This is a genomic window from Pseudomonas sp. FP1762 (assembly GCF_030687105.1).
GTDB lineage: Bacteria > Pseudomonadota > Gammaproteobacteria > Pseudomonadales > Pseudomonadaceae > Aquipseudomonas > Aquipseudomonas siliginis.
The window spans coordinates 4,600,337-4,613,542 of record NZ_CP117458.1 but is presented as its reverse complement, the minus strand read 5'-3'; the positions used below and the strand labels follow the sequence as shown (position 1 = coordinate 4,613,542).

At 61.3% G+C, this 13,206-nt stretch carries 13 protein-coding genes; 3 read left to right on the top strand and 10 right to left on the bottom strand.

Annotation, left to right across the window (positions count from 1 at the left end):
• Genes PSH90_RS20540 through PSH90_RS20515 form a run of 6 tightly spaced genes read right to left on the bottom strand, consistent with a single transcriptional unit; the run spans position 1 to position 6,699 of the window.
• Entirely contained in the window at positions 1 to 1,329 is a 1,329-nt protein-coding gene (locus PSH90_RS20540) for a DUF58 domain-containing protein (protein ID WP_305381431.1), read from the bottom strand.
• Positions 1,326 to 2,327, bottom strand: coding sequence for a MoxR family ATPase (locus PSH90_RS20535; protein ID WP_305381430.1), 1,002 nt, complete (start codon positions 2,325 to 2,327; stop codon positions 1,326 to 1,328). Before PSH90_RS20535 ends, PSH90_RS20540 begins: the two co-directional genes overlap by 4 nt.
• Positions 2,324 to 3,487, bottom strand: a complete 1,164-nt coding sequence (locus PSH90_RS20530; protein WP_305381428.1) for a DUF4350 domain-containing protein — start codon at positions 3,485 to 3,487, stop codon at positions 2,324 to 2,326. The genes PSH90_RS20535 and PSH90_RS20530 overlap by 4 nt, the downstream gene beginning before the upstream one ends.
• On the bottom strand, positions 3,484 to 5,022 hold the full coding sequence (locus PSH90_RS20525) for a DUF4129 domain-containing protein (RefSeq protein ID WP_305381427.1): 1,539 nt from the start codon (positions 5,020 to 5,022) through the stop codon (positions 3,484 to 3,486). Before PSH90_RS20525 ends, PSH90_RS20530 begins: the two co-directional genes overlap by 4 nt.
• Complete coding sequence (locus PSH90_RS20520; RefSeq protein WP_305381425.1) at positions 5,009 to 5,986, bottom strand: stage II sporulation protein M; 978 nt, start codon at positions 5,984 to 5,986, stop codon at positions 5,009 to 5,011. Before PSH90_RS20520 ends, PSH90_RS20525 begins: the two co-directional genes overlap by 14 nt.
• Positions 5,983 to 6,699: an RDD family protein gene (locus tag PSH90_RS20515; protein WP_305381423.1), complete on the bottom strand. Its 717-nt coding sequence runs from the start codon at positions 6,697 to 6,699 to the stop codon at positions 5,983 to 5,985. The genes PSH90_RS20520 and PSH90_RS20515 overlap by 4 nt, the downstream gene beginning before the upstream one ends.
• Positions 6,700 to 6,966: 267 nt before the next feature.
• Between PSH90_RS20515 and sbcB the strand changes: the two genes are divergently transcribed.
• Positions 6,967 to 8,397, top strand: a complete 1,431-nt coding sequence (gene sbcB, locus PSH90_RS20510; protein WP_305381422.1) for an exodeoxyribonuclease I — start codon at positions 6,967 to 6,969, stop codon at positions 8,395 to 8,397.
• Between the two features lie 98 nt (positions 8,398 to 8,495).
• Here sbcB and mvaT read toward each other — a convergent pair whose 3' ends face one another.
• Positions 8,496 to 8,873: a histone-like nucleoid-structuring protein MvaT gene (mvaT, locus tag PSH90_RS20505; protein ID WP_016773476.1), complete on the bottom strand. Its 378-nt coding sequence runs from the start codon at positions 8,871 to 8,873 to the stop codon at positions 8,496 to 8,498.
• A gap of 337 nt (positions 8,874 to 9,210) precedes the next feature.
• Here mvaT and purU point away from each other — a divergent pair, with 337 nt between their 5' ends.
• Complete coding sequence (purU, locus tag PSH90_RS20500) at positions 9,211 to 10,059, top strand: formyltetrahydrofolate deformylase (protein WP_041479808.1); 849 nt, start codon at positions 9,211 to 9,213, stop codon at positions 10,057 to 10,059.
• 81 nt (positions 10,060 to 10,140) lie between these two features.
• Complete coding sequence (locus PSH90_RS20495) at positions 10,141 to 10,317, top strand: hypothetical protein (protein ID WP_016773478.1); 177 nt, start codon at positions 10,141 to 10,143, stop codon at positions 10,315 to 10,317.
• Here the strand turns inward: PSH90_RS20495 and PSH90_RS20490 are convergent.
• From PSH90_RS20490 to PSH90_RS20480, 3 genes are read right to left on the bottom strand one after another with little or no spacing between them, the layout of a single operon-like run.
• Entirely contained in the window at positions 10,301 to 11,299 is a 999-nt protein-coding gene (locus PSH90_RS20490; RefSeq protein ID WP_137214015.1) for a lysylphosphatidylglycerol synthase transmembrane domain-containing protein, read from the bottom strand. The two genes, PSH90_RS20495 and PSH90_RS20490, sit on opposite strands and share 17 nt — an antisense overlap.
• A complete protein-coding gene (locus PSH90_RS20485) occupies positions 11,296 to 12,066 on the bottom strand; it encodes a polysaccharide deacetylase family protein (RefSeq protein ID WP_305381421.1) in 771 nt (256 codons plus the stop codon). Before PSH90_RS20485 ends, PSH90_RS20490 begins: the two co-directional genes overlap by 4 nt.
• Complete coding sequence (locus tag PSH90_RS20480; RefSeq protein ID WP_305383142.1) at positions 12,059 to 13,150, bottom strand: glycosyltransferase family 1 protein; 1,092 nt, start codon at positions 13,148 to 13,150, stop codon at positions 12,059 to 12,061. The genes PSH90_RS20485 and PSH90_RS20480 overlap by 8 nt, the downstream gene beginning before the upstream one ends.
• Between the last annotated feature and the right edge of the window lie 56 nt (positions 13,151 to 13,206).

Below are 13,206 nucleotides of genomic sequence, written 5' to 3'. Positions count from 1 at the left end.
TCAGATCGCAGCGGTCTTTTTCCAGCTCATGTAACTTGTCACCAGTCCGGCCCCCAACTCGGCGGGCCGAACATCCATCACTGCAACGCCATGAGCAGTCAGCCGCTCATGGAGTTGCGAGCGGGCATTGAGAAAATCGATGGTGCCGCAGTAGGCGAGTGCCTCGGGCAACGTTTGCACCGTGGTCTGGCGCAATGTATCCAACGCCTGTTCACGCAGGCTCGCCACCAGCACCCGATGTTGTGCGCTCAGGCGTTTGACTGCGGCCAGCAGTTGCTCGTCTTCATCGCGCAAATTGGTTACCAGCACTACCAGCGCCCGACGCTTTTGGCGGGCCAATAGCTGGTTGGCGGCAGCCTGATAATCGGCGGGGCGCTGAGTGCTCCCAAGGTCATAAACAGCGTTGAGCAAGACATTCAGTTGGCCGCTGCCTTTGACCGGCGCGACATGGCGCGGCTTATCACCGGCAAAGGTACTCATGCCCACCGCATCCCCTTGGCGCAACGCCACATAACTGAGTAACAGGCAGGCATTGAGCGCGTGATCGAAGTGCGACAGCTCACCGTCCTGGCTGCGCATCTGCCGGCCGCAGTCGAGCATGAAAATGATCTGCTGATCTCTTTCGTCTTCGTACTCGCGGGCAATCGGTGTGCGCTGACGGGCGGTGGCTTTCCAGTCGATCTGGCGCAGGCTGTCGCCCTCGCGAAATTCGCGCAACTGATGGAATTCCTGACCCTGACCGCGACGTTGTCGCTGGCGCACGCCGAGCTGGCTGAGCCAGTTGTCGACGGCGCGCAACTCGCCGCCGTAAAGCCGGGCGAAGTCCGGGAAGACGCGGGTCTCGTCGCGGACGCTGAGCAGGCGTTTGCCGGACCATAATCCCAAAGGGCTGGGCAGGTTGACTTCGCACTGTTCGAAGCTGAAATGCCCGCGTTCGAGAGGGCGCAGACGGTAGCTGATCTGGCTGACATGGCCGGGTTGAAGCTCGACAAGCATCGGCAGATGTTCAAACGCCAGGCCGTCGGGAACGTGGTCGAAGAGTCCAATGGCCAGTGGCTCGGCAAATTCATGGGCCACCTCCAGCTTCACCTCCGCCCAGCGCCCCAATGCCAGGCTGCCGGGCATCTGTCGCTTGATGCGCGGCGAGGGCAGGCGTCTGAGGCGCACAGCGTCGATCACCGCCAAGGCCAGCAGCGCCAGGAGCAAACCCCAGTTGATCGAAATCAGGCTGGACGGGAGGTCGATCTGCAACGCCTGCAACGCGCCGAGCACGATACTGACAACCACCAGCAGGGCCAGCCAGATCAGCAGCAGCCGAGACGGTTTCACAGGCGCGGCGCCGGCACTTGATCGAGCAATTGCGTGAGCACCTGATCGACCTGCAGGCCTTCGATATCCAGCTCCGGCGCGATGCGCACGCGATGACGCAACACCGCCAGCGCGCAGCCTTTGATGTCATCCGGGATTACAAACTCGCCGCCGCGCAACAACGCCCGGGCACGGGCACAGCGAACCAATGCAATCGAGGCGCGTGGCCCGGCGCCGAGGGTCAGCCCCGGCCAGGATCGCGTGCTGCGCGCCAGGCGCACGGCGTAATCGAGGACCTGATCGTCCAGCGGCAAGTCACTGGCGATGCGCTGCAAGGCTTGAACATCCTTGGCTTGCAACACCGTGCGCAGCGGTTGCACATCGAGCATGTCGGCGCGGGTCGAGCGACAGACCTGACGGACCATGTTCAGCTCCTGATCGGCGTCGGGGTAATCCATGCGCACCTTGAGCATGAAGCGGTCAAGCTCGGCTTCCGGCAGTGGATAGGTGCCTTCCTGTTCGATCGGATTCTGCGTCGCCAGCACCATGAACGGTTGCGCGATGGGCAGGGCGCGACCTTCGAGTGTCACCTGGCGCTCCTGCATGGCTTCGAGCAACGCCGCCTGGGTTTTCGCCGGGGCGCGGTTGATCTCGTCGGCCAGCAGCAGGTTGGTGAACAGCGGTCCTTTGCGCAGCTTGAACTGCTCGGTCTGCAAGTCATACACGGCGTGACCGGTGACGTCGCTGGGCATCAGGTCCGGGGTGAACTGGATGCGCGCGAACTCGCCGCCGAAGCAACGAGCCAAGGCCCTCACCAGCAAGGTCTTGCCCAGGCCGGGCACGCCTTCGAGCAGCACGTGGCCGCCGGCAATCAGCGCGGTCAGGACAGCGTCGACCACCGCATCCTGGCCAATCAGCGCCTTGTTCAATTCGTTGCGCACCGCTTGCGCCAACTGGCTGGCACGCTGGCGCTGCTGGGCGGCGTGCGTCGCGCTGCCGGGCTCGATCTGTTCAGTCATAACGCGTTCCTCAAGGTTTGCAGATGAGCGACCTGACGGCTGAATTCGGCGCTGGACAAACGCTGCTTCGGTCGTGGGCTCAGGGCCTGGCTGATGGCGCGGGTGGGTTGCCGGGTCAGGCGCGATAACGCCAGCCATTGTTCGGCCACATTCAATTGATCGAAACCGGGATGGCGGCGGCGCGCGCGGCGCAGGATGTCTTGTTGCAAGGCTTGGAGCAGCGCCTGCTGGCCGTTGTGGCGCAGGAGGAAATCGGCGCTGGCGCGCAGATGCTCCAGCAGTTGACGGCGACCCGCTGGCGCGGGCATTTGCACCGGCCCGTGGCGCACGCTCGCCTGCCACAACCACAGACCGATCAAGGCGAGCAGGGCGACAATGGCCTGCGCAAAGTAGCGCCAGAGCAACGTCCACAGACCATCGTGTGCGGTGTTGTAAATCAGCGTGACGTCGGTGTCGGCGCTCAGATACCAGAGCAGCCAGGCGTTGTCGTATTTGCCGATAGCCGGGGTTTTCCACAGCTCGGCATCGGTGACCACGGTGACCGTGCCGAGGCCGTACACCCGTTGCATCATGTGCGTGGCCTTGGCGCTGTTGGCCCAGGCTTGCGCGACATTATTCGGGTCGTCGAGGTGGAAGTCGGTGTCGAAACCGGCGTAGGCCGGCGCGTCTTCATCTTCCAGATACAGTTTGGTCAGTTTCGGGAAGCGGTCCTTTTCCCCGTCCTCGGGAGGATCTTTCAAGTCCTTGCTCAGCGATTGGTGCAGTTGCACCTTGTCGAGCAGCAGATCATTGCTTTGCCCGGTTTGCGCATCCCACAACGATTCGGCGACGAACACCAGACGTCCTCCGGCGCGAGTCCAGTTCAGCACCTGATCGACTTCACGCGGCGTCATCCGTGCGCGCTCGCCGAACAACAACAAGGTGTGGCTGTGCGGATCAATCTGCGGCAGCACCGTCAAGGTCTCGGCGTGGCTGACCGCGAGGCCGCGCTCGCTCAGGAACATTTCTGCCGCAAGATAAGGATTGGCTTGCGCGGCAGGCGAGGGGCCGTGATCGATGACTTCCTGATAAGGGCGGGCTTTGAGGTAGAGGAACAGACTCAAGCCGCCAAGCAGCAAAAACGCCAGCGCAGCCAACGACCCGCCAATGCGCCGGTTCAATGCCCGGACCCTTTGCTGAACAATTCACGCCAGCCGTTACACAGCTCTGCTTGCAGGTGCGCGGCTGGAAGTCGGTGCCCGTAGGCCATGTTCTGCCAGTGAACAGTGAGGTTGCGGCTGTAGGCGAGCAGGTCCGGGCGTTGCAATTGCTCGATGCGGTTGAGGATCTGGCTCTCGGTGTCGGCGGCTTTGAGCGTCAGGTTGAAATCATGCAGCAGATGGCTGAGCAGGCCGCGATAGAGCAGGCCCAGCGCGGCGCGAGGTTCGCTCAGCCACAATTGTTCGGCACTGGCGGCGATGTCATCGGGAAGGGTTTCACGGTTCAGATCCAGCCCGAAGACGTGTGGCGGCGCCGGTGGTTTGCTGCGCGAGGGCAGGTTCGGGCGACGACTGACGAAGGCCCGGAGAAATTCGCGATAACGCCAGACCAGCCAGCCCAGCGCGGCAATCAGCGCGCCCCACAACAGCACTTCAATCACGTTCGCCAAGGCATCAAGGTGTCGACCGTCGAGCCAACCGAGAAGGGTTTTCAGCCACTGCGGAGCCTCACCCGGTTGCGCGTCCTTGGCCGGGCTTGCCGGGTCGTCTCCGAAACGATAGCGGGTGACGCTTTCCTTGTTCTTGAACGGCGGTTGTTCGAGCAGCGACTGGATGCTGTCGCGCGATGCCTGACTGGTCAGCGGCTGATTGAGCAACCGTGGAGCATCCGGCGTATCGCTGGCCCATACCGGTTGCAGGTTCGGCAGCAGCAGACACGCCGCCAGCAACACACCGAGCACGCTGCTGTTCAAACGCTGGCGCAAACGGCGGAAAACCAGCTCGATGTCCCAGGCTTCCAGTTGCGTGCGACGGTTCAGGTACAGGCTGAAGCCGCAGGCGACATACACCGGTCCCCAGGCCACCAGGATCAGCGCATAAAAAACGTTGGTCAGGTGCTCCAGCCAGCGCCAGTCCTGATCGGCGGCGAGCAGCAGCGACTGCCAGTCCCAGTCGGTTTCGATCTGCTGCGGCAAGAGCATGTAGAACAGCAGCATCAAGCCGATCCACAGTGCGGTTTCCAGATGCACGCCGATAATCGTCAGCCATTGCGCGGCGCCACCGTTGCGTTGCAGCAGCACCTGCAGACGTTGTTGTCTGGCCTCGCCATTCAGGCCTTCGAGTTGCGTCACCGGCAGCACAAAGCTGCGACTCAGACTCAGCCGTCGCCAGGTCAGACTGGCCAGCAGTTGCGGCTTGAGCAGGCGCGGCCACTCGCGCAAGGCTTGTCTGAGGGTTGGCGTTTCACCGAACAGCGCTTTGGAGAGGATGTACAGCGGCAGGCGTTCGTAGGCCGGTTTCAGCCACCAGAAAATGAACACCGCCAGTGATGGCCAATCCCACAGCAACAGGCTGAGCAGGGCGAACAGCGGCAGGGTGACGATCGCCCAACTGGTCATCAACAACCGGCGATGCTGCTGGCTCATCAACACGCCCAGGTCCATGGCTTCCCAGGTCGTGCGCGGGCGGATCACTACGCTGGCGTCACTCAGGCGCATGACGAATCCTTCCGGCAAATAGCAGATACACCGCGACGGTCAGCCACAGCGCGGCGCCGACGGCGTATTTGGTCAGCGGCGTGACACTGGTTTTCGACGACCAATAAGCCTCGATGAATGCTGCGATCAACAGGAACAACATCGCCCCACACACCAGCAACACGCTTTTGCGTGCGGCCAGACGCAGCGCCTCGCCCCATGTCAGACGTCCGGGGGCGATCAGCGCCCAGCCCAGCTTGAGGCCCGCCGCGCCGGCGAGGGCAATGGCGCTCAGTTCGAACGCACCGTGACCGATCACGAACGACCAGAAGGTCTGGCCGAAACCGATCTCGCTGAGATGCCCGGCCACCGCGCCGATGATCATGCCGTTGTAAAGCAGGAAAAAACCGCTGCCCACGCCCATCAGCAAACCGCTGGCGAACGTCTGAAAGGCGATGCCCGTGTTGTGCATCACGTAATAGCCGAACATTACCCAGTCTTCGCTGGCCGCACGTTCCGCCGAGCGGCCGAGGTGGCCGGCAACGGGGTCGTACATGCCTTGCATCTCGCGCACCTGCTCGGCCGGGATCAGGTTGTAGATCAGTTCCGGGAACAGATAAACCAGCACGCCAAAACCGATCAGGCTGCCGAAGAACAACAGGCTGGCGGCCGCAACGAAACGCCACTGTTCGCGCACCAGTCGCGGGAAGTCGGCGAGGATAAAGCTGATGATTTGCGCCCCGAGCCGACTGCGATGCCGATAGAGCTGTTGATGGCCGCGCAGTACTTGTTGTTGCAACGTATCGATCAGAAAGCTGCTGTAGCCGCGCGCCTGGGCCAGAGCCAGATGTTGGCAGAGACGCCGATAGGCCTTGGGAAAATCGCTGACTTGCGCTGTCTCCTTGCCTTTTTCCAGGCGTTCGAGCGCCACGGCGAAGCGCTCCCATTCGGCCTTGTGGCGACTTTCGAACAGGCTCTGCTTCATGCGCTCGGCCCCAACAGGCCGCGCGCGATGCCGTTGAGTTCAGACACGGCTTTGGGCGCAGAGATGTGCAACGGCTGCGCCAGCAATGCCGCCAGCTCGTTGACCCGTGCGGGAGAGAGCTCGGCCTGACGCTCGGCGAAACCGAGTACCGCGCGTTGTTCGCTCAAGGTCAGCGGAACGGGGCTGCGGCGAGGTTCAGCGTCAGGCAGTTGCGGGCGGCTCAGCGGGCGTTCGCTGTAAACCACGAAGGTGCCGGCGGCAATGTCGCCGAGGCGTTTGAAGGTCGGGTGTTGCAGGCAACTGAGCGCACCGAGGAAATAGCCGAAGGGCAGTAGATCGACAAAGCGCAGCAGGTTGCGCAATAGCGAGGCCGGCCAGCCGATCGGCGTGCCGTCATCGTGCACCACGCGCAAACCCAGCCATTGCTTACCCGGCGAACGGCCCTGACGCAGCACCTCGAACAGCACCATGTACCACCAGCTGATGGCAAACAGCAGCAAGGAACCGAGGCCCATGCCGAGCTTGCCGAGAAACGCCAGTGCGATAAACAGCACACCGAGGATCAAGCCGCGAATGCCCAGATCAATGGCAAACGCCACGGCGCGCACCATCAGCCCGGCGGGGCGCAGTGGCAGGTCGATGCCTTCCGGCGTTTCGACCTGATGGCGCGTATCCAGCGGTGCTTTCCTTCGCGGTGCTGTGGGCTCGAGCATGGGCTACCTGATGTTCGCCTGTTCGGGGGGCAAGTGCGCCTGATGCTAGCAGCCTCTCGGGTGTGGGAGCGAGCCTGCACGCGAATGTGGTGGATCAGTCAGCCTATGTGCAACTGACGGAAAGCCTTCGCGAGCAGGCTCGCTCCCACAAGGGCAATGCATTCCAGTTGTAGGAATCTGGAGAAATTGCTGTTCGAGGGCGACCAGGCTGGCCGTGGCAACCCTGAAACGCCTAGACTTCGCCGATCTTCTGTTCAGGATTCGCCCGTGACTTCAATCTTCTGGTACGACTACGAAACCACTGGCATCAATCCGCGCAACGATCGACCGCTGCAGGTGGCCGGGATTCGCACTGACCACGCGCTCAACGAAATCGACGAGCCGGTCAATCTCTATTGCCAGCCCAGCGAGGACATCCTGCCGCACCCGGCGGCGTGCGCGATCACCGGCATCACCCCGGGCCAGCTCGCTGAAAAAGGCCTGAGCGAAGCCGACTTCATGACTCGCGTACATGCGCAACTGGCCGCACCGGGGACCTGTGGCGCCGGTTACAACACCTTGCGTTTCGACGACGAAATGACCCGCTACAGCCTGTATCGCAATTTCTTCGACCCCTATGCCCGTGAATGGCAGGGTGGCAACAGTCGCTGGGATCTGATTGATGTGGTGCGCGCCGCTTACGCATTGCGCCCCGATGGTCTGGTCTGGCCGACCGATGATGAAGGCCGCGTGACCCTCAAGCTCGAACGCCTGACGGCGGCCAACAATATCGATCACGGGCACGCTCACGAGGCGCTATCGGATGTGCGCGCCACCATCGCGTTGGCGCGGCTGATTCGCGAGAAACAACCCAAGCTCTACGAGTGGCTGTTCCAGTTGCGCAGCAAACAGGAGGTGATGGATCAGATCCGCCTGTTGCAGCCACTGGTGCATGTGTCCGGGCGTTTCTCGGCGGCACGCAGTTATGTCGGCGTGGTGTTGCCGCTGGCCTGGCACCCGAAAAATCGCAACGCCTTGATCGTCTGTGATCTGCATCTTGATCCGCAGGGGTTGCTGGACCTCGATGCGCAAGCCTTGCGTCAGCGTCTTTATACCCGTCGCGATGAGTTGGCCGAAGGTGAGTTGCCGGTGCCGCTCAAACTGATTCATATCAATCGCTGCCCGGTTGTAGCGCCGCTGGCGGTATTGCGCGCACAAGACCAGCAGCGCCTTGGGCTGGACATGGCGCTTTATCATGAGCGGGCAGTGCGACTAACTGACGCACAACAAGTCTGGAAAGATAAAGTCGCGGCGATTTATGCCAGCGAAGATTTCACTCCCAGCGAAGATCCCGAGCAGCAGTTGTACGATGGATTTATCGGTGATCGTGATCGTCGTTTATGCGAACAAGTTCGAACGGCGGATCCTGCGCAGTTGGCGCAAGAGCAGTGGCCTTTCGATGATGAACGTTTGCCTGAATTACTTTTTCGATATCGAGCACGCAACTTTCCGGACACCCTGGACGTGGCCGAGCAAGAGCGCTGGAAATTATTTTGTCAGCAGCGCCTTACGCAACCTGAGGCAGGTGCGCCGAATACCGTGCAGTCATTTATCGAGGCGGCAGAGCAATGGTCGGTTAGTGCGTCACCGATGCAGCGAGAGGTGCTCAATGACTGGCAGAATTATGTCCAGGCATTACGCAAACGTTTGAATCTGTGAAATCGAACATGCCCGGACAATAAACTACGGGCATAAAAAAACGCCAGCGCTAGCTGGCGTTCTTTTGTTCGCGGATCGCTCTGCGAAGGCGTTGCGGCTTAGCCCAGCAGGGTCGCCCAGCCTTCAACCACGTCGCCGCCCCACTTGGCTTTCCACTCTTTCAGAGTCTTGTGGTTGCCACCTTTGGTTTCGATGACTTCACCGTTGTGCGGGTTTTTGTATTGCTTAACTTTGCGTGCACGCTTGGTGCCGGTAGTTTTCACTGCGCCGCCGCGTGGAGCCTTGGATTTGGCTTCTGGATCCAGCAGCGCGATGATGTCACGCAGGGACTTGGAGTATTCACCCATCAGCGTGCGCAGTTTTCCTTCAAATTCCAGTTCGGCTTGCAGTTTGTCGTCTTCGGACAGGTTCTTCAGACGGGCTTGCAGCTCTTTGATGGCTTCTTCGGTGGCGCGATATTCGTTGATCAAGGACATGAGTACTACCTTTTGTAGAATGCTGAATGACAGGGGACAGTGCCGCAATAATAGTCAGGCTGTTTCATCAAGTAAACATTTAGATCGGCTTTTTATTTAAATGAGTTACAGGAATTAGCTGCGCTTTGAATGTTCCGTTAAATAATGTGATGCAGTCAGCACAGATATTTACAGTTGTCTGACAAAAGCCTCGCTAAAGCGTCACGGTCTTGACGTAAGACCTGCGCCAGAAAGCCGTTTGTCCATGCTTTGTCCCATCCGGCGCGTATGCGTACTGCAGTTTTCCTGCGCAGTCGCTAGAATGGCGGCCTTTGTGAAGTTCTGGAGTTTCCCCCTCATGCGCACTTTTCGGCTGGTGATCTCTTGCCCGGACCGCGTTGGCATCGTTGCCAAAGTCAGTAATTTTCTGGCCTCTCATAATGGCTGGATCACCGAAGCGAGCCACCACTCTGACAATCAAGTGGGCTGGTTCTTCATGCGTCACGAAATCCGTGCCGATTCCCTGCCGTTCGGTATTGAAGAGTTGCGCGAGAAGTTCGCGCCGATCGCTGAAGAGTTCTCGATGGACTGGCGCATCACCGACACCGAACAGAAAAAACGCGTGGTGCTGATGGCCAGCCGCGAATCCCACTGTCTGGCCGACCTGCTGCACCGCTGGCACAGCGATGAACTGGATTGCGAAATCGCCTGCGTGATCTCCAACCATGACGACCTGCGCAGCATGGTCGAGTGGCACGGCATCCCTTACTACCACGTGCCGGTCAATCCGCAGGACAAGCAACCAGCATTCGACGAAGTATCGCGGCTGGTCAAACAGCACGACGCCGAAGTGGTGGTGCTGGCGCGCTACATGCAGATCCTGCCGCCGGACATGTGCCGCGAGTACGCGCACAAAGTCATCAACATTCACCACAGCTTCCTGCCATCGTTCGTCGGCGCCAAGCCGTATCACCAAGCGTCCCTGCGCGGCGTCAAGCTGATCGGCGCAACCTGCCACTACGTCACTGAAGAGCTGGACGCCGGCCCGATCATCGAGCAGGACGTGGTGCGTGTCAGCCACAGCGACAGCATCGAAGACATGGTGCGTTTCGGCCGTGACGTCGAGAAGATGGTGCTGGCCCGTGGTCTGCGTTATCACCTGGAAGACCGCGTGCTGGTGCACGGCAACAAGACGGTCGTGTTCTGATCGAGCACGCCACGCTTGAAAAACCAGGGGCCTGGGCGTTGAATCGCTCAGGCCCTTGTCATTTGAGCCCGAGGAAAAGTCATGAGCGATCCGCTGGACAAAGCCACTTCCAAAGCCCCCGCCACTCTTGGTGAAGGTTGCCTCAGCCGCTACGATCCGGATGACATGAGCCCGGACGACGGCACCGAATTCCCCGGTGCCGCCGAGCTTTGGGAGCAGCTCCAACAAGAGCAGGACGAACCTAAGAAGCCTGCCTGACGTTCATCAACTTCTTCAGCAACGGCTTGCCCAGCATCAACACGAACACCGGGCCGCCAACCAGCAGATAGAAGTAATACGTCACCACGCGCCAGATCAGGATCGCCGCCGCTGCGGTGGATTTGCCCACCATCGGCGCGAGCAGCGCAGCCGAGGTCAGCTCTGCCGCACCGGCACCGCCGGGTAACAGACTGAACTGGCCGGCGCCCAGCGAGAGCATCTGCACCAGAAAGCTCCACGCCCACTGCAAATCCGCGCCGAGCCCGCGCAGCGCCAGATACAGCACGCTGTAGCGCAGCAGCCAGTGCACGCAGGTCAGGGCGAACACCTGAACCAGCGTCTGCCAGGGCAACTTCAAGGTATCGGTAAATGCCGCGAGAAAGTGCAGCAACTTGCGCGCCCAGCGTCGACGAGTGCGTGCCGTCACGTTCATTCCTGCCAACAGCCGCCCGCTCAGGCGAATCAACGCTCGGTGATAACGCGCGATCAACACGCAACTGAACAACCCCCCAAACAACGAAACGGCGCTGACGGTCAGCAGCCACTCGAGGCGATCGCTCAGGTGCTGGAACAGCGCATAGATCAGAATCCCGCTGAGTGCGCAGAGAAAGAACAGCAGATCGCTGAGCTGATCCATGGCAAACACCGCGCTGCCCCGCGCCGGACGCACGCCGCACCGGGCGAGCAATGCCATGATCGTCAGCGGCCCGCCGCTGCCGCCGGGCGTGGCGCAATACGCAAACTCGGCCGCCATCACCACGCCGAGGCTTTTCAAGGGCGCGACTTTTTCTCGCTGGTCGCCGAGCAACAAACGCAAGCGCAGCGTATTGATCCCCCAGCAGAGCAGAATCATGCCGAACATGATCAACAGCCAGTTCAGCGGAAAACTGCGCAGGCGCGACCAGGTCTCGCCGCCGCCGAGCAGTACCGGAATCAGCACCGCCGCCAGCAGGCCGATCAGCAACAACAGGCTGCGCTTCATGCTGCGCGTTCCAGTTGTCCGCGCTGTCGGGCCAGCCAGTCGATCTTGGTCAGCGGCACGCGTCCCTCCGCCAGCAGGCGTTGCAGCGTGTGCAACCAGTAATCGCGAGAAAAGCGGTGACGCATGTCCACCGGATGCAGCCCCAGACGAATCACCGATGCCTCGCGCCAGCGCTGTTCACGCTGGTCGCTGACGATTTTCGACAAGCCACGACGCCAGGCACTGCGCGCACTCCACACCAGCCCCGGTGCATCTATGGCGCTGAAGTCGGGCAAGCGATAAAGATGCTGCGGATCGCTGGTGTAGCTGAGCGGTAATTCGCGCAAGGCCTGGCGGGTGCCGTCGCTCATCAGCCAGGCCGGGGCGACGAAACCCTGCACCGGCCAGTCGTAGCGCTGAAACATGTCCAGACCTGCGTGCAGGCGGGCAAGGGCAGCTTCGCGGGACAGGCGGTAAAACTCGCCTTCATGGGTGTAGATCCGGCGCATGAACCAGTCGCGCGGGGTGTTTGGCATGGGTTCCTGATCGTCGTGGTAGTAGCCGTGCAGCGCCAGTTCATCGCCTCGGGCGACCCTGGCATCGAGCACTCGGCGAAACGCCGGGTTGGCGTCAAGCGCATCGTGGCGATGGAAATCCGGCACCACCAGCCAAGTCATTGGTACATCGCCCAAGGCATCGACAGCCTCGACGAAGGGCTGGTAATCCGCCCACGTCGAGGGCGCCACATCATGCAACACCAGACATACGGCTTTCATGTGTTCAACCATTGGCCACCCGTGGCAGCGTATGGCCGAGCACGGCGTGGTAGTGGCTGAGCAGGCTGTCGACCACGGTGTCCCAGGCATAATGACGTTCGACGTGCTGGCGCGCCTGTTGACCGAGGCGGGCGCAGCCGCGACTGAACAGCTCGCGCACGGCATTGGCCATGGCCTGCGGATTATTCGGTGCACAGAGCAGGCCGCAGGAATCTATGACGATCTCTTCAAACGCCCCGGCCGCCACCGCCACCACGGGAATGCCGCAGGCCATGGCTTCGAGGATGACCAGTCCGAAGGTTTCCTGGTCGCCGGCATGCAGCAGCGCATCGGCGCTGGCCATCAGCCGCGCGACTTTTGGCGCCGGGCAGAATTCGTCGATGACGCTGACGTTGTCCGGCACCGCCGCAGGCATCGACGAGCCGACCAACAACAAGTGATAGCGCGGACCGAGGCGTTGCATGCACTTGAGCAGCACCGGCAGGTTTTTCTCCTTGGAACCGCGCCCGGCAAAGATCAGCAGGCGCGTGTCTTCGGCAATGCCCAGCTCAGCCCGCAGGCCAGGGTCGCGGGCGTCGGGATGGAAAGTGTGCAGATCCACGCCCAGCGGTTGCACATGAACATTGCGCACCCCGAGCCCGATGAGCTTGTCGGCCATGACCTGGCTTGGGGCAAGGACGCGATCAAAATTGCCATAGAGACGGGTGACATAGGCCTCGACATTCGGTGTGACCCAATGGCCCATGCGATTGCCCGCCAGCAGCGGCAGATCCGAGTGATAAAAGCCGATCACCGGAACGTCCAGCTGCCGCCGCGCATCCAGCGCTGCCCATGCGGTGAGGTAGGGATCGCCGACTTCGATCAGATCCGGCTGCAGATCCTGCAGGACGTTTCGCCATGGCGCCAGCCGCAGCGGGAAGCGATAGCCTTTGCCAAAGGGCAGGGCGGGCGCTGGAACCGTATAAATGCCGTCATGTTCACCCAGTCTCGCGCCGGGGATCAGCAGGCTGTGGCGAATGGCGTTGCGCTCGCCAAGGCGACGGTGTTTGGCATCCAGATAAGTCCGCACGCCACCGCTGGCCGGGGCGTAGAACATGGTGATGTCGGCGATATGCACGGTGAGCAACCCTCCGCTGTGTTGTTCTCCCTTGA

Bases quoted from the DNA above. Each gene is read 5' to 3' on its own strand.
- purU (WP_041479808.1), top strand. From the start codon at position 9,211: ATGCGCACTTTTCGGCTGGTGATCTCTTGCCCGGACCGCGTTGGCATC.
- PSH90_RS20485 (WP_305381421.1), bottom strand. From the start codon at position 12,066: ATGGTTGAACACATGAAAGCCGTATGTCTGGTGTTGCATGATGTGGCG.
- PSH90_RS20535 (WP_305381430.1), bottom strand. From the start codon at position 2,327: ATGACTGAACAGATCGAGCCCGGCAGCGCGACGCACGCCGCCCAGCAG.
- PSH90_RS20515 (WP_305381423.1), bottom strand. From the start codon at position 6,699: ATGCTCGAGCCCACAGCACCGCGAAGGAAAGCACCGCTGGATACGCGC.
- PSH90_RS20490 (WP_137214015.1), bottom strand. From the start codon at position 11,299: ATGAAGCGCAGCCTGTTGTTGCTGATCGGCCTGCTGGCGGCGGTGCTG.
- PSH90_RS20480 (WP_305383142.1), bottom strand. From the start codon at position 13,150: ATGTTCTACGCCCCGGCCAGCGGTGGCGTGCGGACTTATCTGGATGCC.
- mvaT (WP_016773476.1), bottom strand. From the start codon at position 8,873: ATGTCCTTGATCAACGAATATCGCGCCACCGAAGAAGCCATCAAAGAG.
- PSH90_RS20495 (WP_016773478.1), top strand. From the start codon at position 10,141: ATGAGCGATCCGCTGGACAAAGCCACTTCCAAAGCCCCCGCCACTCTT.
- PSH90_RS20520 (WP_305381425.1), bottom strand. From the start codon at position 5,986: ATGAAGCAGAGCCTGTTCGAAAGTCGCCACAAGGCCGAATGGGAGCGC.
- PSH90_RS20525 (WP_305381427.1), bottom strand. From the start codon at position 5,022: ATGCGCCTGAGTGACGCCAGCGTAGTGATCCGCCCGCGCACGACCTGG.